Here is a 23,068-nt window from a genome sequence, read left to right as displayed (position 1 = left end):
CCCTCTCCCCTCTGGGGAGAGGGCTGGGGTGAGGGGTGGGTCTAAGGAGCGAAAATCAATCAAGCGACCGAGGAAGCTGCAACGTCACGCGCAACCCGCCCTCGCGCAGGTTCTGCAAACTCACTTCGCCGCCATGGCTGTGTGCGATGTTGCGCGCGATGCCCAGGCCCAGACCGTAACCCTGCTGCTGCCCGGCCAGACGAAAGTGCGGTTCAAACACCTGCTCCATACGCTGCTCCGGCACGCCCGGGCCTTCGTCGTCGACGTGCAAGACAAACGCGCTCTGGTCATCGTCGATGTGCAAATGCGCGTTCTGCCCGTACTTCAACGCGTTGTCGATCAGGTTGCCGATACACCGCTTGAGCGCCAGCGGTTTCCCCGGATACGCCGCCAGCGCCCGGCCATGCTGGGTCACGCGACCATTGCCGTTCGGCGCCAGATACGGTTCCACCAGACAATCGAGCACATGATTGAGGTCGACCGGCTCGATGTTTTCGTGGATGTCGGTGTCTTTCACGCATTGCAGCGCGCCTTTGACCAGCAGCTCCAGTTCATCCAGATCGCGGCCGAACTTGGCTTGCAGCTTCTCGTCTTCAAGCAATTCGACGCGCAAGCGCAGGCGAGTGATCGGCGTGCGCAAGTCGTGGGAAATCGCGCTGAATAACTGGCTGCGCTCGGTCAGGTAACGGCTGATGCGTTCGCGCATGGCATTGAACGCGCGGCCGACCTCGACCACTTCACTGCCGCCGCCCTCGGGCACTGGCTCGACTTCGGCGCCAAGCGACATGTCCCGCGCCGCCCGCGCCAAACGCTTCAGCGGCCGGCTCTGCCAATGCACCAGCAGGCCGATAAACAACAGTAAAAATCCGCTGGTGAGCACGATAAACCACACTTGCTGCGCGGGCAGGCCTTGTTCTTCAAGGCTGGTGTAGGGCTCGGGCAACAGCGAGGCGATGTACAGCCATTCGCCCGGTGCCATTTGAATTTGCGTGACCAGCACCGGCGGATTCACCGGTTCCAGGGTCAACGCGTAATGCGCCCACGAACGCGGCAATTCATCGAGTTTCAAGCCACTGTTGAAGATGCGCAGGTCCTCGGGGCTCACGAACGTCACCGAGATGTCAGTGTCGTGGCCCAGAGATTGGCGCAACACTTCGTCGACCGCTTTGAGCACCGCTTCCTTGCGCGGCGTGATCGGCAACACCTCCATGCCCAGCGGCTTGTCGTTGAGCGTCACCACAAATCGCGTGCCGCCCATGCTGCGCAATTGGTCGAGGACCAATGGCCGAAACGCCACCGGCAACGAACGGAAATAACTGACGCTGGCGGTCATCGAGTGCGCAAGGCTGCGCGCGCTGGTGACCAGGCCTTCAAGCTGAGTGGCGCGCAATTGCGAAACCCAGATCACACTCGACAACGCCTGAGCGAACATCACCACCAGCAACGTCAGCAGCAACATCCGCCCGAGTAATGAGCGTGGTACCGGAACCTTGGCGGCGAGGGAACGCAGCCCGTCAATGACCATTGCTGGCGACCACGTTGGCGGCCAGTTGATAACCACTGCCGCGCACGGTGCGGATCAGCCGTGGCGGTTTTTCGGTGTCGCGCAGGCGTTGGCGCAAGCGGCTGACGGCCATGTCGACGATGCGATCGAGCGGCATCAAGTCGCGGCCACGGGTGGCGTTGCCGATGGTGTCGCGGTCGAGGATTTCCTGCGGGTGGTCGAGGAACAGTTTGAGCAAGGCGAAATCGGCGCCGGACAGAATCACTTCTTCGCCGTCGGTGTGAAACAGCCGATGGCTGACCATGTCCAGCCGCCAGTCATCGAAGGCCAGCACTTCGCTGCCCGAGCGTTCCTGGCCGAATTGCGCGCGACGCAGCAGCGCTTTGATCCGCGCCTGCAATTCGCGCGGGCTGAAGGGTTTGCCGAGGTAATCGTCGGCGCCGAGTTCCAGACCGATCACGCGGTCGGCCTCGTCGGAGCTGGCGGTGAGCATGATGATCGGCACCTGGGCCTGGCGCGGATGCTGGCGAATCCAGCGGCAGAGGCTGAAACCGTCTTCGTCCGGCAACATCACGTCGAGGATCACCAAATCGCTCGGCGCTTCGTTCATCGCCTGCCGAAAACCGGCGCCGTCCGGCGTGGTGCGCACCTGAAAACCTGCGCGGGTCAGGTAGGTGTCCAGCAACTCGCGTATCTCTTGATCGTCATCGACCAACAAAATCGACTTGTTGACTGAGCTCACAGGGGCGGCATCCTTGTTGTTTGAATTGGGCGGATTATGCCTCAAGCGCGGAACCGACAAACACCACGAACTACTGTGGGAGCGAGCTTGCTCGCGATAGGGCCATCACATTCAACATCCTCGTTGACTGACATACCGCTATCGCGAGCAAGCTCGCTCCCACATTCAGATTGAGTTTCAGGCTTGGTCCAGCGCCACTCCCGCGCCGACCAGCCCGGAATACGGCGCTGTTACCAGCCACACCGGGATGCCTTTGAAGTAATCGCTCATGCAGCCCTTGTCGGCAAAACACCGGGCGAAACCGCTTTCGATGAAGAAATCGGCAAACCGTGGAATCACCCCGCCGACGATAAACACCCCGCCGCGCGCGCCGGTGGTCAGCACGTTATTGCCGGCGACTCGCCCGAGCCAGCAGCAGAACTGCTCCAGCACTTCCAGGGCAATCGGATCGCCCGCCAGCCCTGCCGCGGTGATTGATTCCGGAGAATCGAGCACCGGCTCGTGGCCGTCCACCGCACAGATCGCCCGGTAAACCCGAGGCAATCCGCCGCCGCTCAATGCCGTCTCGGCGCTGACGTGGCCGATCTCGTTGAAGATGTGTTGCCACAGCTGGGTTTCACGCGGGCTGCTCAGCGGCAGATCGACGTGACCGCCCTCGCCCGGCAACGCCGCGAACCGGCCTTCACCCAGATTCAGCAACGTGCCGACGCCCAAACCGGTGCCGGGGCCGATCACCACCGCCGGGCGCAGGGGCTCCGGCGTGCCGGCGCAAACCACACGAAACTCGTCCGGCTGCAAGCGGGTCATGCCCAGCGCCATCGCCGAAAAGTCGTTGGTCAGGAGCAATCTGTCGACCTGCAAAATCTCGCAGAACGCCTTGCGGCTGAGGCGCCAGTGGTTGTTGGTGAATTTGAATTCATCGCCACTCACCGGGCCCGCCACCGACAGGCACACAGAACCGATGTCGCCGGGCTTCAAGCCCAACCCACCGAGGTAGACGCCAATGGCCTCCTCGGGACTGGCGTGATCCGCCGTCGCCAGCACCTGGATCGATTCCAACTGCTGGTTTTTCCACAACGCGAAACGTGCGTTGGTCCCACCGATGTCACCGACCAAAGCCAGTTTCAATTAAGCGTCTCCAGGGCAGAAGTGAAGGCGCTGGCGCCCTGCTCTGCGGAGCTGAAGGCCATGCGCATGAAACCAAACAGTTCGCGCCCGCTGCCGATGTTGTTGGCCAACAGGCCTTTGGCGGGTTCGCGCGCTGCGAATTCTTCGGCGTCCACCTTAAGCTCAAGAGTGCCTTTGACGCCATCGACGCGGATGATATCGCCCTCTTGCACGCGCGCCAAAGCGCCGCCGACAAAAGCTTCCGGGCTGACATGAATCGCTGCCGGGATTTTCCCCGACGCGCCGGACATGCGCCCATCAGTGACCAACGCCACCTTGAAGCCACGATCCTGCAGCACGCCGAGGAACGGGGTCATTTTGTGCAATTCCGGCATGCCGTTGGAGCGCGGGCCCTGGAAGCGCATCACCGCGACAAAATCCTTTTCGAGCAAACCGGCCTTGAACGCGTCGGCCAGATCCTGCTGATCCTGGAAGACCATTGCCGGTGCTTCGACGATCTGGTTTTCCAACGCTACGGCAGAGACTTTCATCACGCCGCGACCGAGGTTGCCTTCCATCACCCGCAAGCCGCCCTCAGGCGAGAACGCGCGCGCCACCGGACGCAGGATGGTTTCGTCGAGGCTTTCGATCGGGCCTTCGCGCCAGACCAGTTCGCCGTTATCGAGGAACGGTTCGACGGTGTACCGGCTCAATCCATGGCCGAGCACAGTGTTGACGTTTTCATGGAGCAACCCGGCTTCCAGCAGTTCACGGATCAGGAACGACATGCCGCCAGCCGCCTGGAAGTGGTTGATGTCGGCTTTGCCATTCGGATAAACGTGGCTGAGGGTCGGCACCACCTCGGAAAGGTCAGCCATGTCCTGCCAGGTCAATTGAATGCCCGCGGCCATGGCGATGGCCGGCATGTGCAAGGTGTGGTTGGTCGAGCCGCCGGTAGCGTGCAACGCGACAATCGAGTTGACCAGCGAACGCTCGTCGACGATTTCGCCGATCGGCATGAAATCGCCATTCTGCTTGGTCAGGCGCGTGACTTGATGCGCCGCTTCGCGGGTCAGGGCATCGCGCAACGGCGTGTTCGGGTTGACGAACGAGGCGCCCGGCAAGTGCAGGCCCATGACTTCCATCAGCAGTTGGTTGGTGTTGGCGGTGCCGTAGAACGTGCAGGTGCCGGGGCTGTGGTAGGAATTCATTTCCGATTCCAGCAGCTCTTCGCGGCTCGCTTTGCCTTCGGCGTAGCGCTGGCGCACATCGGCTTTCTGCTTGTTGGAAATGCCCGACACCATCGGCCCGCCCGGGACGAAGATGGTCGGCAGATGGCCGAAACGCAGCGCGCCCATCATCAGGCCCGGGACGATCTTGTCGCAGATGCCGAGCATTAGCGCGCCATCGAACATGTTGTGCGACAGCGCCACGGCGGTCGACATGGCAATCACTTCGCGGCTCGGCAGGCTCAGTTCCATGCCTGGCTCGCCCTGGGTCACGCCATCGCACATCGCCGGAGTGCCGCCGGCGAACTGGCCGACCGAACCGATTTCGCGCAGGGCTTTCTTGATTTGTTCGGGGAAGACTTCGTACGGCTGATGCGCCGAGAGCATGTCGTTATATGAGGAAACAATTGCGATGTTGGCCGAGTTCATCATCCGCAGACTGTTCTTGTCTTCGGTGCCACAACCGGCCACGCCATGGGCGAAGTTGGCGCATTGCAGTTTGCCGCGCATCGGACCGTCGCTGGCAGCGCCGCGAATCAGCGCAAGGTAAGCCTCACGAGTAGCTCGGCTACGGGCGATAAGCCGTTCGGTGACCTCAAGGACGCGGGGATGCATGTGTAGAACTCCAGGCTAACGGATGTGGCGACCTGATTGTCTATGCTGATCAAGCGCCGCTGTCGATGAGATGACAGACGGTTTGCTTGATCGATCGGACCAGTTGATTCAGGTCACTCGTTGTAGATTGAACAAAATATTGCCATTAAAAAGGCTTGTTTTCTATTTTTATGCGAATAATCTTGTAATTCCAACAACAAATCGACGGCGGCCCAGTTAAATGACTCTTCGAATCGCAATCAATGGTTTTGGCCGTATCGGCCGCAACGTCCTTCGCGCACTGTATACCCAAGGCTACCGCCAGGATTTGCAGATTGTTGCGATCAATGACTTGGGCGACAGCTCGATCAATGCTCATCTGCTCAAGTACGACACCGTTCACGGCACTTTCGACGCCGAAGTGCAGCACGACAATGAAAGCCTGACCGTCAACGGCGACCGCATTTCGGTCAGCGCCATTCGTAACCCGGCCGAACTGCCATGGGCGGCAGAGAAGATCGACGTGGTGTTCGAATGCACCGGCCTGTTCACCGACCGCGCCAAAGCCGCTGCGCATATTACGGCCGGCGCGCGCAAAGTGATTATCTCGGCCCCGGCCAAGGGCGCCGACGCCACCGTGGTGTATGGCGTCAACCACGACATTCTGCGCCAGTCGCACCAGATTATTTCCAACGCGTCGTGCACCACCAACTGCCTCGCGCCGGTTGCGCAGGTGCTGCACCGCGAGCTGGGGATCGAAAGCGGTCTGATGACCACGATCCACGCCTACACCAACGACCAGAACCTCACCGACGTCTACCACACCGACCCGTACCGCGCGCGTTCGGCCACGCAGAACATGATCCCGAGCAAGACCGGCGCCGCCGAAGCGGTAGGCCTGGTGCTGCCGGAACTGGCGGGCAAACTGACCGGCATGGCGGTACGCGTGCCAGTGATCAACGTTTCGCTGGTGGATTTGACCGTGCAATTGAAGCGCGAAGCCTCGGCCGATGAGGTCAACGCGCTTTTGAAAGAAGCCGCACAGCACTCGAAAATCCTTGGCTACAACACCCTGCCGCTGGTTTCGAGCGATTTCAATCACAATCCGCTGTCGTCGATCTTTGATGCGAACCACACCAAATCCAGCGGCAAACTGCTCAAGGTCTTGGCCTGGTACGACAACGAGTGGGGCTTCTCCAACCGCATGCTGGATAACTGCCTGGCGCTGTGTAACGCCGAGTAACCCACACCGATTTGTAGGAGCAAGGCTTGCCTGCGAAGGCGGCGTGTCAGCGACCTTAATGGTGACTGACACACTGCTTTCGCGGGCAAGCCTCGCTCGTACAGGTCTCAGCGGTGTTACATAACCGCCACAAATCAACACTTGACCATCGAGCTAGATGATAAGCATTATCATTCGCTTGAAATGGATCAGGTCTTCCCGTGAGTCAATCGCGCTTCAATCACGTCTTCATCGCCCAGCGCGTTTCGCTGCTGCGCACGCTGGAGCGGATGGTCAACAATCACAGCACCGCCGAAGACCTGCTGCAGGAAACCTACCTGCGCGTGACCCGGGCGTTGAGTGAACGGGCCATCGATCACCTCGAACCCTTCGTCTTCCAGACCGCCCGCAACCTGGCGCTGGACCATTTGCGTGCGCGGCGCATTCAGTCGCGGACCTTGCTTGATGACGTGCCGCCGGACGTCGTCGAAAGCGTCGCAGCCCCGGTCAGCAGCGCCGAAGACGCCGCGCATGCCGAACAATTGCTGGAGCGTTTGAACGTGAGCCTCAGTGAACTCAGCCACCGTCAGCAGCAGATTTTCATCCTCAGCCGCCTGCACGGGCACAGTTATCTGGAGATTTCCGAGCAGCTCGGCGTGTCGTTGAGCACCGTGCAAAAGGAACTGAAGCTGATCATGGCGATCTGCATTGGCGTCGCCGAGCGGCATAACGGCAGCGGCAAGCATTAAGCTCAAGCTGCAAGCGCAACACCGATCTCAGCTCAGGCTTGCGGCTTGCAGCCTGTAGCTTGAAACTGCTCCACCTGCCACTGCCGAGGAAACACCGTGACGGACACCTACCGCTCTCTTCCGCCCGCCCCGGCGCGAGACCCCGCCAGCGCGATGGACCAGGCGCTGGACTGGTTGATCGTGATGGGCAGTCCGAGCGAGGAACAATCTCGCCAGTTCCATGAATGGCTGGCCGCTGACCCGCTGCACGCCGAAGCGTTCGCCAAGGCACAAGCGATCTGGGATGGCCCGCAAGTGGTGCAATGCGCACAAACCCTTGCTGCCCAACCGGCGAAAGTCAGCGTGCTGGCGCGCCTGCGCCCGCACTGGAAACCGCTGGCCACTGCTGCGGTGTTGATCCTCGGATTGTTCAGTTTCAGCAACTTGCCCATGCGCCTGCAGGCCGATCACCTGACCGTGGTCGGCGAACGCCAGCGCCTGCAATTGGAGGACGGCTCGAAAGTCTTGCTCAACACCAATTCGGCGTTCTCCAGCACCATCAACGATCAGCAGCGCGTCGCGCGTCTGTATCAGGGCGAAGCGTTTTTCGAAGTGCCGGCCAACCGTGACCAGGCGCTGGAAATCGATGCCGGGCCGGTCAAAGCCAGCGTGCGTGACACCGATTTTGCCGTGCGTTACCTCGACGGCGTGGCGCAGGTGCGGGTGCAACGCGGCGATGTCGATTTGCGCGCGACCCGTGACGATGCACGGGTACGGCTGAGCGCTGGCGAAAGCATCCGCATCGGCCCCAACGGTTTTGACCGCCCGGCCAAACTCGATGCGGCGACTGACCTGGCCTGGGTCGACGGGCGTCTGGTGTTCGAGAATTGCCCGTTCAGCCAAGTGCTGGCCGAACTGCGTCGCTACTATCCGGGCTGGATCATCAACAACAATGAGCAGCTCGCCGACGTCGCCGTCACCGGCAATTACCGTCTCGACCAGCCGCTGGACGTGGTCCGCTCCCTCGCTCACATCACCTCGGCGCGCCTGCAGGAATTCCCGGCGCTGGTGATCTTGAACTAAATGAGAATTATTTTTACTCGATAGCCGTTGCTCGTTCGTCTCGTTATAGCCAATGCAATTGATTCGCATCTATCGATGCCAATCTGCACCTATAAAGATTCGTGCGACACGGAGCGCTATCGATGTCCTCTCGCCATACCCGCCAATCCTCTTCACCCTCGCGTGTGCTGTCGCTGCTGACCGCCGCCATCCTGATGGCCGGCGCTGCGCCACTGATGGCGGCGACTGCCGCCGAGCAGCCGAGCCGCAACATCGGCGATTACTCGTTCGCCATTCCACAGCAATCGCTGGTGTCGGCGCTGAATGCCTTTACCGGCGTCACCGGTTGGCAAGTCGGCCTGCCCGCCGAACTGGCTGAAGGCGTTGCCTCGCCGGGCGTGCGCGGTTCGTTGCCAGCGGACAAAGCCCTCGAGCGCTTGTTGGTGGGGACCAACTTGAGCTATCGCAAACTCGGCACCAACAACATCGTGCTGGAAAAACGCAGCAGCAGCGGCGCGCTCAATCTGCAACAAGTGACGATCAGCGCCACGCGTCAGGAACAAAGCATCGACAGCGTGCCCGCCACCGTCAGCGTGCAAACCCGCGACGAACTCGACCGTAACAACGTCAACAGCATCAAGGATCTGGTGCGCTACGAGCCCGGGGTCTCGGTCGGCGGCGCCGGCCAGCGCTCCGGCCTGACCGGTTACAACATTCGTGGCATCGACGGCGACCGTGTGCTGACGCAAGTCGACGGCGTGCAAGTGCCAGACAGCTTCTTCAACGGCCCGTACGCGCAAACCAACCGCAATTACGTCGACCCGGAAATCGTCAAACGCGTGGAAATTCTCCGTGGCCCGGCCTCGGTGCTGTACGGCAGCAACGCCATCGGCGGCGCCGTCAGCTATTACACGCTGGACCCGGACGACATCATCAAACCCGGCAAAGACGTCGGCGCGCGCCTGAAAACCGGCTACAGCTCGGCGGATGAGAGCTGGCTGACTTCCGGCACGGTCGCCGGCCGCACCGGCGATTTCGACGGTTTGCTGCACCTGAGCCAGCGCAATGGCCACGAAACCGATTCCTTCGGCGAACACGGCGGCAGCGGCCTCAACCGCACCGAGGCCAACCCCGAGGACGTGCGCACCACCAACGTGCTGGCCAAACTCGGCTGGAATTACGCCGACGACGCGCGCCTGGGCCTGACCTACGAAAAGTACAAGGATGACCGCGACACCAATCAACTGAGCGCGGTTGGCGGGCCGTTCAACGCCGGACGCGGTTTCGGTTTCTACAAGTCGCGCAGCGGTAACGACACGGTCAGCCGCGAACGTTTCGGCATCGAGCACAGTTTCGGACTCGACAGCGCGCTGGCCGATAACATCAAGTGGTCGCTGAACTATCAGATCGCCAAGACCGACCAGAGCACCGAAGAAATCTACGCGCCATCGCGCACGGTTTTGCGTCAACGCGACACCACCTACAAGGATCGCCAATGGGTGTTCGACGCCCAGGCCGACAAATCCTTCGCGATTGCCAGCACCGATCACACGGTGACTTACGGCACCACCATCAAGCAGGACAAAGTCACCGGCCTGCGCACCGGCAGCGGCACCTGCCTGAGCGTGGCCGGCGCGTGCCGGGTAATTGGTGCACCGAGCGCCGCCGACAACCCGGCCCCGGCCAGCGATTTCCCGGACCCGACAATCAACAGCTACAGCCTGTTCGCGCAGGATCAGATCAGTTGGGGCAACTGGACCTTCCTGCCCGGCGCGCGCTACGACTACACGCAGCTCAAGCCGCACATCACCGATGAGTTCCTGGCGACTGCCGACCAGAGCGGCAACGGCGTGGTCAGCGACAAAACCAAGACCTGGCATCGTCTGTCGCCGAAGTTCGGCACCACTTACAGCTTCAACGACCACTACACCTGGTACGGCCAATACGCTGAAGGCTTCCGCACGCCGACCGCCAAAGCCTTGTACGGACGCTTCGAAAACCTTTCCGGCGGCTATCAGGTGGCGCCGAATCCGGACCTGGAGCCGGAGAAGAGCAAGAGCTACGAAACCGGCCTGCGCGGTCAGTTCGACGCCGGCACCTTCGACGTGGCGGTGTTCTACAACAAGTACCGCGACTTCATCGACGAGAACGCGATCACTCCCGGCTACTCCGAAACCACGTTCCAGACCAGCAACATCAAGCACGCGACCATCAAGGGCGTCGAACTCAAGGGCCGTCTGAACCTCGACACCCTCGGCGCGCCGACCGGCCTCTACAGCCAAGGCTCGCTGGCCTATTTGTATGGCCGCAACGACGACAGCGGCGAACCGCTGAACAGCGTCAACCCGCTGACCGGCGTATTCGGCCTCGGTTATGACCAGGACAACTACGGCGCGCTGCTGAGCTGGACCTTGGTCAAACGCAAGGACCGCGTCGACAGCAGCAGTTTCAAGACTCCGGACGGCACCAGCACGCAGTTCAAGACCCCGGGTTATGGCGTGCTCGACCTGGCGGGTTTCTACAAAGTCACCGACGACGTGACGCTCAACGCCGGCCTGTACAACCTGACCAACAAGAAATACTGGCAGTGGGATGACGTGCGCGGTTACGACAGCGTCGGCGAAGCCTCGGTTACGCAACCGGCCAATCTGGATCGCCTGACCCAGCCGGGCCGCAACTTCGCGATCAATCTGGTCTGGGATATCTGAGGCTGAGCGTCCCAGCCTGAATATTTGAACCAGAAAGTCTCGCTGCGAAACATTTGTTAATGCGTCGCAGTGAGGTTTTTTTACGCTCGGACGTCTTCCGATTCGTCTCGTTACCCAGTGGTTGTTTATTTCGCACGCGGCGCTTTTCTCGCAAGCGGCATTTTTTCTCAAGGATTACTCGATGACCTCCCACGACACTGCTCAACGCCCGGCTCTGCGTTCGCAACGTTTGAACCAGATCACCAACGCGCCGCACACCAAACTGGATGCGCTGGTCAAGGCGCACGCACCGTTTGAAACCCAGGCCAATTTCGCCCGTTTTGTGGTCGCGCAGTATTTGTTCCAGTCGGAACTGGTGGCGCTGTACAACGACGCCGAGCTGACCGCGATCGTCCCGGACTTGCCAGCGCGTTGCCGCGCCGAAGCAGCCAAAGCTGACCTCGCCGACCTGGACACCGAGGTGCCGGCGCCGGTGGCGGGCGCAGTGAAAAATCCAGGCAAAGCGGCGGCGCTGGGCTGGTTGTTTGTTTCCGAAGGTTCGAAGCTCGGTGCCGCGTTTTTGATCAAGCGCGCGGTGGGTCTGGGGTTGAGCGAAACCTTTGGCGCGCGTCACCTCGGTGAGCCGGCGGGTGGTCGCGCGGAAGGTTGGAAAAGCTTCGTCAAAACCCTTGATTCGCTGGAGTTCAGCGCGCAGGAAGAAGCCGAAATCGAGCAAGCGGCCGTCGATGCCTTCAACCGCTTCACCGTGCTGCTGGAACAGGCCTACACCCCGGAACTCGCCTGATTACACACACCCCTGTAGGAGCAAGGCTTGCCCGCGAAGAACGATAACGCGGTCTGTCTGTACCACCGCGCCGCTTTCTTCGCGGGCAAGCCATGCTCCTACAGGGTATAAATGTCGACCTTATGACCCGCAAACACCTCGCCTCTTCCAGACTCGCGCGCATCCTTTTTGGCCTGCTGGCCTACGTCAGCCTCGGTATCGGCCTGATTGCGATTGTCGTGCCGGGCCTGCCGACCACCGAGTTCATCCTGCTCGCTGCCTGGGCCGCGACCAAGAGTTCGCCGCGCCTGAGTGCCTGGCTGGAAAACCATCGGTTGTTCGGGCCGATCCTGTGCAACTGGCGCAACGGCAAGATCATCGCGCGCCGAGCCAAAGTCAGCGCCACCGTCAGCATGTTGCTGTGCGCGGGGTTGATGCTGGTGATGCTCGATCACGGCTGGCCGATCTACCTGGCGATTGCCGGGATGAGTCTGGGCAATCTGTGGATCTGGTCGCGGCCAGAGTCGGTAGCGCAAGCTTCCTGAAACCGCGGTGCCCGCATCGCGAGCAAGCTCGCTCCCACACTGGATCTTCGTCACAGCACAAATCCCTGAGAGGGAGCTCGCTCCCACACTGGATCTTCGTCACAGCACAAATCCCTGTGGGAGCGAGCTTGCTCGCGATGGCGGCAGTCGATTCGCCACAAAACCCCCGCAAACCTTTGCGTTGACCGCTCATCGGCTTTTCCTCATGCAACTGCGCCCCACGCCGATGGTTGAGGAATGGCGCTGAATGGACTTGGCGAGCCGGATCGTTTCCGACTCCAGGCCAACACCTCATCCATTCGCGAGTTCGCCCTATGTTCGACTCACTGTCCATCCGCCTGAAAATCGTTCTGTTGTCCGGTCTGTGCCTGCTCGGCGTGGTCGCGCTGATCGTCGGCATGAACATTTACCAGACCGACCGCAACGACGAACTCGTCAGCGCCTCCAGCAGCAAAATGCTCACCGCCAGCGTGCAAAACCTGCTGCAGGCCAAAGCCGCCGAGCAAGCCGTGCGCGTGCAGAAAACCTTCGGTGAAAACCTGCTGGTGGTGACGGCGCTGGCCGACCAAATCAAGGACCTGCGCAACCTCGCCGCCAAGCGTTCGCTGGAGCCCGGCGCGCTGCGCGAAGAGTTGAACCAGAGCCTGAAAACCGCGTTCGAGCGCAACAGTAAAGTGCTCGGTATCTGGCTGGCGTTCGAGCCCAATGCCCTCGATGGCAAGGACAGCGAATTCGCCAACGACGCCGCCCGCCAGTCCAACGAGGCCGGGCGCTTCGCCAGTTACTGGAGCCGTGCCGGTGGCGCCGGGCTGAACACGATCATGGTCGAAGACGACATGACCAAAACCACCCTCAGCCTCAGCGGCACGCCGTACAACAGCTGGTACACCTGCCCTCGCGACAACAAACGCACCTGCTTGCTCGACCCTTATGCCGACACCGTCGGCGGCAAGGAAATGTTGATGACGACGATTTCCGTGCCGCTGCTGGTGGACGGCAAAGCCATCGGCGTGGTCGGCGTCGACATCGCGCTCGATGCGTTGCAAGCGGCGGCGGTGGATTCGCAGCGTGAGTTGTTCAACAACGCCGGGCACATGCTGATCGTTTCCGGCAGCGGCGTGCTCGCCGGTTACAGCGTCGACGCGAGCAAGGTCGGCAAAAACATCGGTGAGACCTTGGGCGCCGATGGCAAGGAAGTCCTGCAACTGCTCGGCAGCGGTTCGCCGAAGATCATCGAACAAGGTGACATGATCCGCGCGGTGTACCCGGTCAGCCCGATCAGCGATTCGAAAGCCTGGGGCGTGGTTATCGACCTGCCGAAACAAGTGTTGCTCGCCGACTCGGTGAAGCTGCAAGCAGTGCTCGATGATGCGCAGGAAACCGGCACCCTTCAGTCGCTGCTGGTCGCGGCGGCGGCGGGCCTGGTCGGCTTGCTGCTGATCTGGCTGACCGCGTCGGGCGTGACCCGGCCGATCAACAGCGTGGCGCAAATGCTCAAGGCGATTGCCAGCGGCGACGGCGACCTGACCCAGCGTTTGCAGTACAGCAAAAAGGACGAACTCGGCGAACTGGTGAGCTGGTTCAACCGCTTCCTCGACAAGCTGCAACCGACCATCGCCCAGATCAAACAGAGCATTACCGACGCGCGCGGCACCGCCGACCAGTCTTCGGAAATTGCCCGTCAGACCAGCGAAGGCATGCAGGTGCAGTTCCGCGAAATCGATCAGGTCGCCACCGCATCCAACGAAATGAGCGCCACCGCGCACGACGTCGCCAACAGCGCCTCGAACGCGGCGAATGCAGCCAAAGGCGCCGACCAATCGGCCCGCGATGGCATGCAGATCATCGAGCGCAGCACCCACAACATCAATCAACTGGCCGACGAAGTCAGCAAAGCGGTGACCGAAGTCGAGGCGCTGGCGGTGAACAGCGAGCAGATCGGCTCGGTGCTGGAAGTGATTCGCAGCATCGCCGAGCAGACCAATCTGCTCGCCCTGAACGCGGCGATTGAAGCGGCGCGGGCCGGTGAAAGTGGGCGTGGTTTTGCGGTGGTCGCCGATGAGGTGCGCAACCTCGCCAAGCGTACGCAGGATTCGGTGGAAGAAATTCGCGTGGTCATCGAGCGCATCCAGACCGCCACCCGTGGCGTGGTCGCGACCATGCATTCGAGCCAGACCCAGGCGCACAGCAACGCCGGGCAAATCCAGCAGGCGGTGCAAGCGCTGGGCAAGATCAGCGACGCAGTGACAGTGATCAGCGACATGAACCTGCAAATCGCCAGCGCCGCCGAACAGCAAAGCGCGGTGGCCGAAGAGGTCAACCGCAACGTTTCGGCGATCCGTACCGTCACCGAAACCCTGACCGGCCAAGCCACCGAATCGGCGCAGATCAGCAGCCAACTGAACGCACTGGCCACCCACCAGATGAAACTGATGGACCAGTTCCGCGTTTAACGATCCAGCACCCATCCCCGTGGGAACGAGCACTTGTGGCGAGGGGGCTTGCCCCCGTTGGAGTGCGAAGCGCTCCCAGAATTTACGACAGGTTCACGGCCGAAACGGGGGCAAGCCCCCTCGCCACAAAGCCTCGCGCCTGCGGGGATTTCATCCGGCGGCAGTTTTTTTTGTTCTATGATCGCCCTCTCGTTCCGGAGGGCCTTCGATGACTGATTTACTCACGTCCATTCAAGCCGCACTCGGCTTGCCGCACACCCCGATCCCTTTCACCTCGAGCGGCGCCCTGCCCTCGGCGTTTGCCGTGACCGACCTCGCATGCGCGAGCATTGCCGCCGCTGGCCAGGCCCTCGGCGAATTACTGCAGCAACACACCGCACGCACGCCGACGCTGGAAGTCGACCGGCGCCTCGCCTCGTTCTGGTTTGCCACTTCGATCCGCCCGGTCGGCTGGAACGTGCCGCCCTTGTGGGACCCGATTGCCGGCGATTACGCGACCAAGGACGGCTGGATTCGCCTGCACACCAACGCCCCGCATCACCGCGCGGCGGCGGAACGTGTGCTCGGCGCCTGCAGCGACCGCGCCGCGATGGCGACTGCCGTGGCGAAATGGGCCAGCACCGATCTCGAACATGCCGTGGTCGAGGCCGCGGGTTGCGCCGCCGAAATGCGCACTTGGGCGCAATGGCAGGCGCACCCACAAGGCATCGCGGTAAACGCCGAGCCGTTGATTCAGTTCAGTGAAAACCACCGTCATCGCGTCAAACCCTGGCAAGGCTCGGTCGCTCGGCCGCTGGCCGGGCTTAAGGTATTGGATTTGACCCGAGTGCTCGCCGGCCCCGTCGCCAGTCGCTTTCTCGCCGGACTCGGCGCCGACGTGTTGCGCATCGACCCGCCGACCTGGAACGAGCCGGGCGTGGTCCCGGAAGTCACTCTCGGCAAACGGTGCGCGCGTCTGGATTTGCACAACACGGCTGATCGCGCAGTGTTTGCGAATCTGCTTCAGGACGCCGATATCTTGCTCCACGGCTACCGCGCCGATGCTTTGGAACGTTTGGGCTTTGGCGCCGCTGAACGCCAGCGACTGGCGCCGGGCCTGATCGATGTGTGCCTGAACGCCTACGGCTGGGGCGGCCCGTGGCAGAATCGTCGGGGTTTCGACAGTCTGGTGCAGATGAGCAGCGGCATTGCTGCGGCGGGTCAGCAATGGAGCAACGCCGATAAACCAACGCCGCTGCCGGTGCAGGCACTGGATCATGCCACCGGCTACTTGATGGCCGCCGCAGCGCTCAAATTATTGGGACAAGGAGGCTCGGCGCGGTTGTCGCTGGCGCGCACGGCAAAGCTGCTGATCGAGCACGGCGCCGGGACGGATCAGCCATTGCGCGCCGAGGATGACCGCGATCAGGGTTTGCTGGTTGAACAGACGCCTTGGGGACCGGCGCATCGCTTGCAGGTACCGCTGAAAATCACCGGCACACCGCTGCAATGGGCGATTCCGGCAACGGAACTCGGCTCACACCGCGCGCAATGGTGGTAACGGCGAAATCGCTTTCGCGAGCAGGCTCGCTCCTACAGTGAAGCGAGTTTTCCCTGAAGGAATGCGCTTACCTGTGGCAGCGAGCTTGCTCGCGAAGAGGCCGGACGAGCCGTTACAAATACCGGATCACAACGACAACATCCCGCTATACAACCCATAAGCCGCAAGCCCCGCGCCGCTGACGACGCAGGTGAAAATGCCCTTCTCGACATGGGTAAACAACGGCTGGCCCTGTTCGCGTTTTGCCTTGGCGAACAGGATTACCCCCGGCGCGTACAGCAGCGCCGACAGCAGCAGATATTTCATCCCGCCGGCATACAACAACCACACCGCATAAATCACCGCGATGGCGCTGATCAGCAAATCCTTGCCCCGCGCCTTCGAGGCATTTGCGTAGGTTTCGCCACGCCCGCTCAACAGCAGCGCATACGCCGCCGACCACAAATACGGCGCGAGAATCATCGACGACGCGAGGTAAATCAGACTGGTGTAAGTCCCCGCCGAAAACAGCGTGATCAGCAGAAAAATCTGGATCATCACGTTGGTCATCCACAACGCATTGACCGGCACGCGGTTGGCGTTTTCCTTTTTCAGGAACGCCGGCATGGTGTTGTCCCTGGCCGTGGCGAAAAGGATTTCCGCACAGAGCAGCGCCCACGACAGCAACGCCCCCAGCAGCGACACCGCCAGGCCAATGCTGATCAGCAACGCGCCCCACGGGCCGACGATATGTTCCAGCACCGCCGCCAGCGACGGGTTTTGCAGCGTCGCCAATTCCGGCTGACTCATGATCCCCAGCGACAACACATTGACCAGCACCAGCAGCGCCAACACCCCGACAAAGCCAATCACCGTTGCCCGCCCGACATCGCTGCGCTTTTCCGCGCGCGCCGAGTAGACACTGGCGCCTTCGATACCGATAAACACGAACACGGTGACCAGCATCATGTTGCGCACCTGGTCCATCACCCCGCCGAAACTCGGGTTGCTGCGGCCCCAGATGTCACGGGTAAAGATGTCAGCCTTGAACGCCACAGCGGCAATCACGATGAACATCACCAGCGGCACAATCTTGGCGATGGTGGTCAGCTGATTGATCAACGCCGCTTCTTTGATCCCGCGCAGCACCAGAAAATGCACGGCCCACAGCAGCACCGAGGCGCAGCCAATGGCGACCGGCGTATTGCCCTGGCCGAACACCGGAAAGAAATACCCGAGCGTGCTGAACAGCAAGACGAAATAACCGACATTGCCCAGCCAGGCACTGATCCAGTAACCCCACGCCGAGGAGAAACCCATGTAGTCGCCGAACCCAGCCTTGGCGTAGGCGTAGACCCCGGAATCGAGTTCAGGCTTGCGATTGGCCAAGGTCTGGAACACGAACGCCAGGGTCAGCATGCCGACCGCGGTGATCGCCCAACCGATCAGAATCGCCCCGGCATCGGCCCGTGCCGCCATGTTCTGCGGCAGGGAAAAAATCCCGCCGCCAATCATCGACCCCACCACCAGGGCGATCAACGCACTCAGGCGCAGCTTTTGCGTCGGTTGCGACATTCCTGACTTTTTCCTTTCTTCACTAATACTGCGTGAGGGCGTGGCCCCCAGCACAAATGAATGACATTAATTAAATAAATAAAACGTTTAAGCCCTTATTTATTAGTCAAAACTAACGTCTTTTATTTATAACCGATCAATCTAGCGCCACCGGTCGTAGCGCAGTTATGGGGATTAATTCTGATAATTCAATCCGCGCGGATTATATCCGGCAAAACTTGCCAAACTGGAAATACCGACTAGTTTAAAGGCTCGATGCGCAACGCATCAGCCGCAGCTGACGGGTCGAAGGCTCTGGAACGCGGATTTCCAGTGATACCGTTATGATCGCGATTAGTTCACAAGTCTTTAATTAATCACGCAATGTGCTGATGCACTGATCCAAGTCAGCTGATCGAACATTAAACAGATTTACTCTGTTGTCCTCGCTTCTCCTGCATTGGAGTCATTTAATGTCTGATACCCCCGGAAAACTTCGACTTGGCGCACTGGTTGCGCTGGTTGTTGGCTCAATGATTGGCGGCGGGATCTTCTCTTTGCCGCAAAACATGGCCGCCAGTGCCGACGTCGGCGCGGTGCTGATCGGTTGGGCTATCACGGCGGTCGGCATGTTGACCCTCGCCTTCGTGTTCCAGACCCTGGCCAACCGCAAGCCGACGCTGGATGGCGGCGTCTACGCTTACGCCAAGGCCGGTTTCGGCGATTACATGGGTTTCTCCTCCGCGTGGGGCTACTGGATCAGCGCGTGGCTGGGCAACGTCGGTTATTTCGTGTTGCTGTTCAGCACCCTCGGTTACTTCTTTCCAATATTCGGCGAGGGCAACACCGTTGCCGCGGTGATCGGCGCGTCGGTGCTGCTGTGGGCGGTGCACTTTCTGGTGCTGCGCGGGATCAAGGAAGCGGCGTTCATTAACCTCGTGACCACGGTCGCCAAAGTGGTGCCGCTGCTGCTGTTTGTGTTGATCGCGGTGTTCGCGTTCAAACTCGAGATCTTCACCGCGGACATCTGGGGCACGCAAAACACCAGCCTCGGCAGCGTGATGAACCAAGTGCGCAACATGATGCTGGTCACCGTGTGGGTGTTCATCGGCATCGAAGGCGCGAGCATTTTCTCGGCCCGTGCGGAAAAACGCAGTGACGTCGGCAAAGCCACGGTCATCGGTTTCATCACCGTGCTGTTGTTCCTGATGCTGGTCAACGTGCTGTCGCTGGGGATCATGACCCAACCGGAACTGGCCAAATTGCAGAACCCGTCGATGGCTGCAGTGCTGGAACACGTGGTCGGTCACTGGGGCGCGGTGCTGATCAGCGTCGGCCTGATCATCTCGTTGCTTGGCGCATTGCTGTCGTGGGTGTTGCTGTGTGCAGAGATCATGTTCGCCGCCGCCAAGGACCACACCATGCCGGCGTTCCTGCGCAAGGAAAACGCCAACCACGTGCCGGTCAACGCCTTGTGGCTGACCAACGCGATGGTCCAGGTGTTCCTGATCATCACGCTGTTTTCCGCCAGCACTTACCTGTCGCTGATCTACCTCGCGACCTCGATGATTCTGGTCCCGTACCTGTGGTCGGCGGCCTATGCGCTGCTGCTGGCGGTGCGCGGCGAGACTTACGAAAACGCCCTCGCCGAGCGCCGCAAGGATTTGATCATCGGCGCCATTGCGGTGGTCTATGCGGTATGGCTGCTGTACGCCGGCGGGATCAAATACCTGCTGTTGTCCGCCCTGCTCTACGCCCCCGGCGCGATCTTGTTCGCCAAGGCAAAAATGGAAGTGGGCAAACCGGTCTTCACCAATGTCGAGAAGCTGATTTTCGCTGCCGTCGTGGTTGGCGCCCTTGTGGCGGCCTACGGGCTGTATGACGGCTTCCTGACTCTGTAACCGTTTAAATCTGGAGGATCACTGAATGACCACGGAAAAAATCAAGTACGGCGTCCATTCCGAGGCCGGCAAACTGCGCAAAGTCATGGTTTGCTCCCCAGGCCTGGCCCACCAGCGGCTGACCCCGAACAACTGCGACGAGCTGCTGTTCGACGACGTGTTGTGGGTCGCCCAGGCCAAACGTGACCATTTCGACTTCGTCACGAAAATGCGCGAACGCAATGTCGATGTGCTGGAAATGCACAACCTGCTGACCGACATCGTCGCGATCCCGGAAGCGCTGGACTGGATTCTGCAACGCAAGATCACCGCCAATTCGGTGGGCCTGGGCCTGGTCAACGAAGTCAGCTCATGGCTGCGCAGCCTCGAACCGCGCAAGATTGCAGAGTTCCTGATTGGCGGCGTGTCGGCGGATGACCTGCCGGACAGCTTCGGCGGCAAAACCATCGAGATGTTCCGCGATTTCCTCGGCCACTCGAGCTTCATTCTGCCGCCGCTGCCCAACACCCAATTCACCCGCGACACCACTTGCTGGATCTTCGGCGGCGTCACGCTGAACCCGATGTACTGGCCAGCGCGCCGTCAGGAAACCCTGCTGGCCAGCGCCATCTACAAATTCCACCCGGAATTCACCAACGCCGACTTCCAGGTCTGGTACGGCGACCCGGATCAGGAACACGGCAATGCCACGCTTGAGGGCGGCGACGTGATGCCGATCGGCAACGGCGTGGTGTTGATCGGCATGGGCGAACGTTCGTCGCGCCAGGCCATCGGCCAATTGGCGCTGAACCTGTTCAAGCACAACGCTGTGGAACGGGTGATCGTCGCCGGTCTGCCGAAGTCTCGCGCGGCGATGCACCTGGACACCGTGTTCAGCTTCTGCGACCGCGACCTGGTGACGATTTTCCCCGAAGTGGTCAGCCAGATCGTTGCGTTCACTCTGCGCCCTGACGACAGCAAACCGGGCGGCATCGACATTCGCCGCGAAGAAAGCAACTTCCTCGACACCGTCGCCGCGGCGCTCAATCTCAAGGCGTTGCGCGTCGTCGAAACCGGCGGCAACAGTTTCGCCGCCGAGCGCGAACAGTGGGATGACGGCAACAACGTGGTGGCGCTGGAACCGGGCGTGGTCATCGGTTATGACCGCAACACCTACACCAACACCTTGCTGCGCAAGGCTGGCGTCGAAGTCATCACTATCAGCGCCGGCGAACTCGGTCGCGGTCGTGGCGGCGGCCATTGCATGACCTGCCCGATCATTCGTGACCCGATCGATTATTAATTACTGTGCCCTGCTGCGCGCCCATGAGGCGCGGAGCCGGCGGATAACCGAAACCCAAGGAGATCCAAAATGGCTTTTAACATGCGCAACCGCAGCCTGCTGAGCTTGATGCACCACACCACTCGCGAGCTCAACTACCTGATCGACCTGTCCCGCGACCTCAAGCGCGCCAAGTACACCGGCACCGAGCGTCCGCACCTGCAAGGCAAGAACATTGCGCTGATCTTCGAAAAAACCTCGACCCGCACCCGTTGCGCGTTTGAAGTCGCGGCCCACGACCAGGGCGCGCACGTCACCTACATCGACCCGGTGTCGTCGCAGATCGGTCACAAGGAAAGCATGAAGGACACCGCCCGCGTCCTCGGCCGGATGTTCGATGCCATCGAGTACCGTGGCTTCGCACAGGAAATCGTCGAAGAGCTGGCGAAGTTCGCCGGGGTCCCGGTATTCAACGGCCTGACCGCTGAATTCCACCCGACGCAAATGATCGCCGACGTGCTGACCATGCGCGAAAACAGCGACAAACCGCTGCACGACATCAGCTACGCCTACCTGGGTGATGCGCGTTACAACATGGGCAATTCGTTGCTGATGATCGGCGCCAAACTCGGCATGGACGTGCGCATCGGCGCGCCGAAAGCGCTGTGGCCGCATCAGGATTTCATCGACCAGTGCAAAGCCTTCGCCGAAGAAAGCGGCGCGCGCATCACCATCACCGAAGACCCGAAAGAAGCGGTCAAAGGCGTCGACTTCATTCACACCGATATCTGGGTGTCGATGGGCGAACCGGTGGAAGCGTGGGACGAGCGCATCGAGCAATTGCTGCCGTACCAGGTCAACACGCAAATGATGAAAGCTTCGGGCAACCCGCGCGTGAAGTTCATGCACTGCCTGCCGGCGTTCCATAACAGCGAAACCAAGGTCGGCAAAGACATCGCCGCGCGTTATCCGCACTTGGCCAATGGCGTCGAAGTGACCGAAGAAGTCTTCGAATCGCCAGCCAACATCGCCTTCGAGCAAGCGGAAAACCGCATGCACACAATCAAGGCGATTCTGGTCTCGGCGTTGGCGGATATCTAAAAGGCTGAACACATTTTTGTGAGCCGCCACTGAACCTGTAGGAGCGAGGCTTGCCCGCGAAGAGGCCATCAAGACCGCTGAAAAGCTTCGCGGGCAAGCCTCACTCCTACAGGGGATCATCGAACTCTGAAAGGACTGCATTATGCGTATCGTCGTCGCCCTGGGCGGTAACGCCCTGCTCCGTCGTGGTGAACCCATGACGGCGGACAATCAACGCGCGAACATTCGCGTGGCCACCGAACAGATCGCCAAAATCTACCCCGGCAACCAACTGGTCATCGCTCACGGCAATGGCCCGCAAGTCGGCCTGTTGTCGCTGCAAGCGGCGGCCTACACCTCGGTTTCGCCGTATCCGCTGGACGTGCTTGGCGCCGAAACCGAAGGCATGATCGGTTACATCATCGAGCAGGAACTGGGCAATCTGCTGGACTTCGAAGTGCCGTTCGCCACGCTGCTGACGCAAGTCGAAGTCGATGCCAACGACCCGGCGTTCCACAATCCGAGCAAACCGATCGGCCCGGTCTATGCCAAGGCTGAAGCGGAGAAGCTCGCCGCGGAAAAAGGCTGGGCGATTGCCCCGGACGGTGACAAATATCGCCGTGTCGTGGCCAGTCCACGGCCAAAACGCATCTTCGAAATCCGTCCGATCAAGTGGCTGCTGGACAAGGGCAGCATCGTCATCTGCGCCGGCGGTGGCGGCATTCCAACCATGTACGGCGCCGACGGCAAACTCGAAGGCGTGGAAGCGGTGATCGACAAGGATCTGTGCTCGGCGCTGCTCGCCGAACAGCTGGAAAGCGATCTGCTGGTGATCGCCACTGATGTCAGCGCGGCGTTTATCGATTTCGGCAAACCAACGCAAAAAGCCATCGCCCAAGCGCACCCCGACGCAATGGAGAAACTCGGCTTCGCCGCCGGTTCCATGGGGCCGAAGGTCCAGGCGGCGTGCGAGTTCGCGCGCAATACTGGCAAAGTTGCGGTCATCGGTTCACTCTCCGACATCGAAGCAATCGTCCAGGGCAAGGCCGGCACGCGCATCAGCACGGCGACGCCTGGTATTACTTATTTGTAAGGA

Annotated in this window: 17 protein-coding genes and 1 pseudogene; 13 read left to right on the top strand and 5 right to left on the bottom strand. The window is 60.9% G+C overall.

From position 1 onward, the window contains the following. Positions 1 to 55: 55 nt before the first annotated feature. The 4 genes from BI292_RS12250 to edd form a co-directional block, all read right to left on the bottom strand. On the bottom strand, positions 56 to 1,525 hold the full coding sequence (locus tag BI292_RS12250) for an ATP-binding protein (protein ID WP_101208024.1): 1,470 nt from the start codon (positions 1,523 to 1,525) through the stop codon (positions 56 to 58). Beyond that, the gene (locus BI292_RS12245) at positions 1,515 to 2,246 is read right to left on the bottom strand and encodes a response regulator (RefSeq protein ID WP_101208023.1); all 732 of its coding nucleotides are present in this window, start codon (positions 2,244 to 2,246) and stop codon (positions 1,515 to 1,517) included. The genes BI292_RS12250 and BI292_RS12245 overlap by 11 nt, the downstream gene beginning before the upstream one ends. A 177-nt stretch (positions 2,247 to 2,423) precedes the next feature. Beyond that, on the bottom strand, positions 2,424 to 3,374 hold the full coding sequence (locus BI292_RS12235) for a glucokinase (protein WP_092278867.1): 951 nt from the start codon (positions 3,372 to 3,374) through the stop codon (positions 2,424 to 2,426). Next, positions 3,371 to 5,197, bottom strand: a complete 1,827-nt coding sequence (edd, locus tag BI292_RS12230) for a phosphogluconate dehydratase (protein WP_092278865.1) — start codon at positions 5,195 to 5,197, stop codon at positions 3,371 to 3,373. The genes BI292_RS12235 and edd overlap by 4 nt, the downstream gene beginning before the upstream one ends. 220 nt (positions 5,198 to 5,417) lie before the next feature. Here edd and gap point away from each other — a divergent pair, with 220 nt between their 5' ends. The 9 genes and pseudogenes from gap to BI292_RS12190 all read left to right on the top strand — a co-directional run bounded on the left by gap (position 5,418) and on the right by BI292_RS12190 (position 16,197). Beyond that, positions 5,418 to 6,419: a type I glyceraldehyde-3-phosphate dehydrogenase gene (gap, locus tag BI292_RS12225; RefSeq protein ID WP_092278863.1), complete on the top strand. Its 1,002-nt coding sequence runs from the start codon at positions 5,418 to 5,420 to the stop codon at positions 6,417 to 6,419. A gap of 200 nt (positions 6,420 to 6,619) precedes the next feature. Then, positions 6,620 to 7,147 (top strand): RNA polymerase sigma factor, encoded by a 528-nt coding sequence (locus tag BI292_RS12220; RefSeq protein WP_101208022.1) that lies wholly within the window; start codon positions 6,620 to 6,622, stop codon positions 7,145 to 7,147. Between the two features lie 96 nt (positions 7,148 to 7,243). After that, entirely contained in the window at positions 7,244 to 8,209 is a 966-nt protein-coding gene (locus BI292_RS12215) for a FecR domain-containing protein (protein ID WP_101208021.1), read from the top strand. Between the two features lie 122 nt (positions 8,210 to 8,331). Continuing rightward, the gene (locus BI292_RS12210) at positions 8,332 to 10,896 is read left to right on the top strand and encodes a TonB-dependent receptor (protein ID WP_101208020.1); all 2,565 of its coding nucleotides are present in this window, start codon (positions 8,332 to 8,334) and stop codon (positions 10,894 to 10,896) included. 181 nt (positions 10,897 to 11,077) lie between these two features. Next, positions 11,078 to 11,680: a biliverdin-producing heme oxygenase gene (locus BI292_RS12205; RefSeq protein ID WP_101208019.1), complete on the top strand. Its 603-nt coding sequence runs from the start codon at positions 11,078 to 11,080 to the stop codon at positions 11,678 to 11,680. A 122-nt stretch (positions 11,681 to 11,802) separates the two neighbouring features. Further along, entirely contained in the window at positions 11,803 to 12,204 is a 402-nt protein-coding gene (locus BI292_RS12200) for a YbaN family protein (protein ID WP_101208018.1), read from the top strand. 314 nt (positions 12,205 to 12,518) lie between these two features. Beyond that, positions 12,519 to 13,751 (top strand): annotated as a pseudogene (locus BI292_RS29485) (chemotaxis protein); the annotation flags it as partial. Positions 13,752 to 13,901: 150 nt separating this feature from the next. Then, positions 13,902 to 14,657, top strand: coding sequence for a methyl-accepting chemotaxis protein (locus tag BI292_RS29480; RefSeq protein ID WP_371918729.1), 756 nt, complete (start codon positions 13,902 to 13,904; stop codon positions 14,655 to 14,657). A 208-nt stretch (positions 14,658 to 14,865) separates the two neighbouring features. Continuing rightward, the gene (locus BI292_RS12190; RefSeq protein ID WP_101208016.1) at positions 14,866 to 16,197 is read left to right on the top strand and encodes a CoA transferase; all 1,332 of its coding nucleotides are present in this window, start codon (positions 14,866 to 14,868) and stop codon (positions 16,195 to 16,197) included. A gap of 126 nt (positions 16,198 to 16,323) precedes the next feature. On the opposite strand, the gene arcD (BI292_RS12185) is transcribed toward BI292_RS12190, so the two are convergent. Next, positions 16,324 to 17,751, bottom strand: coding sequence for an arginine-ornithine antiporter (arcD, locus tag BI292_RS12185; protein ID WP_092278847.1), 1,428 nt, complete (start codon positions 17,749 to 17,751; stop codon positions 16,324 to 16,326). Between the two features lie 452 nt (positions 17,752 to 18,203). On the opposite strand from arcD (BI292_RS12185), the gene arcD (BI292_RS12180) reads away from it, so the two are divergent. From arcD (BI292_RS12180) to arcC, 4 genes are all read left to right on the top strand, one after another. Further along, positions 18,204 to 19,631, top strand: a complete 1,428-nt coding sequence (arcD, locus tag BI292_RS12180; RefSeq protein WP_092278845.1) for an arginine-ornithine antiporter — start codon at positions 18,204 to 18,206, stop codon at positions 19,629 to 19,631. A gap of 25 nt (positions 19,632 to 19,656) precedes the next feature. Further along, complete coding sequence (gene arcA / locus BI292_RS12175) at positions 19,657 to 20,913, top strand: arginine deiminase (RefSeq protein WP_092278843.1); 1,257 nt, start codon at positions 19,657 to 19,659, stop codon at positions 20,911 to 20,913. Between the two features lie 69 nt (positions 20,914 to 20,982). Then, positions 20,983 to 21,993 (top strand): ornithine carbamoyltransferase, encoded by a 1,011-nt coding sequence (locus tag BI292_RS12170; protein WP_101208015.1) that lies wholly within the window; start codon positions 20,983 to 20,985, stop codon positions 21,991 to 21,993. 142 nt (positions 21,994 to 22,135) lie between these two features. Further along, complete coding sequence (arcC, locus tag BI292_RS12165; protein ID WP_101208014.1) at positions 22,136 to 23,065, top strand: carbamate kinase; 930 nt, start codon at positions 22,136 to 22,138, stop codon at positions 23,063 to 23,065. Positions 23,066 to 23,068: the final 3 nt, after the last annotated feature.

The organism is Pseudomonas sp. 43NM1 (assembly GCF_002836905.1).
GTDB lineage: Bacteria > Pseudomonadota > Gammaproteobacteria > Pseudomonadales > Pseudomonadaceae > Aquipseudomonas > Aquipseudomonas prosekii.
Note: the sequence above shows the minus strand (reverse complement) of the source record. Positions and strands in the feature narration are given on the sequence as shown.

What these genes read in the sequence shown, in the direction of transcription:
- BI292_RS12250 (WP_101208024.1), bottom strand. Translation starts at nt 1,525, where the DNA reads ATGGTCATTGACGGGCTGCGTTCCCTCGCCGCCAAGGTTCCGGTACCA.
- edd (WP_092278865.1), bottom strand. Translation starts at nt 5,197, where the DNA reads ATGCATCCCCGCGTCCTTGAGGTCACCGAACGGCTTATCGCCCGTAGC.
- gap (WP_092278863.1), top strand. Translation starts at nt 5,418, where the DNA reads ATGACTCTTCGAATCGCAATCAATGGTTTTGGCCGTATCGGCCGCAAC.
- BI292_RS12210 (WP_101208020.1), top strand. Translation starts at nt 8,332, where the DNA reads ATGTCCTCTCGCCATACCCGCCAATCCTCTTCACCCTCGCGTGTGCTG.
- BI292_RS12205 (WP_101208019.1), top strand. Translation starts at nt 11,078, where the DNA reads ATGACCTCCCACGACACTGCTCAACGCCCGGCTCTGCGTTCGCAACGT.
- BI292_RS12200 (WP_101208018.1), top strand. Translation starts at nt 11,803, where the DNA reads ATGACCCGCAAACACCTCGCCTCTTCCAGACTCGCGCGCATCCTTTTT.
- BI292_RS29480 (WP_371918729.1), top strand. Translation starts at nt 13,902, where the DNA reads ATGCAGGTGCAGTTCCGCGAAATCGATCAGGTCGCCACCGCATCCAAC.
- BI292_RS12190 (WP_101208016.1), top strand. Translation starts at nt 14,866, where the DNA reads ATGACTGATTTACTCACGTCCATTCAAGCCGCACTCGGCTTGCCGCAC.
- arcD (WP_092278847.1), bottom strand. Translation starts at nt 17,751, where the DNA reads ATGTCGCAACCGACGCAAAAGCTGCGCCTGAGTGCGTTGATCGCCCTG.
- arcD (WP_092278845.1), top strand. Translation starts at nt 18,204, where the DNA reads ATGTCTGATACCCCCGGAAAACTTCGACTTGGCGCACTGGTTGCGCTG.
- arcA (WP_092278843.1), top strand. Translation starts at nt 19,657, where the DNA reads ATGACCACGGAAAAAATCAAGTACGGCGTCCATTCCGAGGCCGGCAAA.
- BI292_RS12170 (WP_101208015.1), top strand. Translation starts at nt 20,983, where the DNA reads ATGGCTTTTAACATGCGCAACCGCAGCCTGCTGAGCTTGATGCACCAC.
- arcC (WP_101208014.1), top strand. Translation starts at nt 22,136, where the DNA reads ATGCGTATCGTCGTCGCCCTGGGCGGTAACGCCCTGCTCCGTCGTGGT.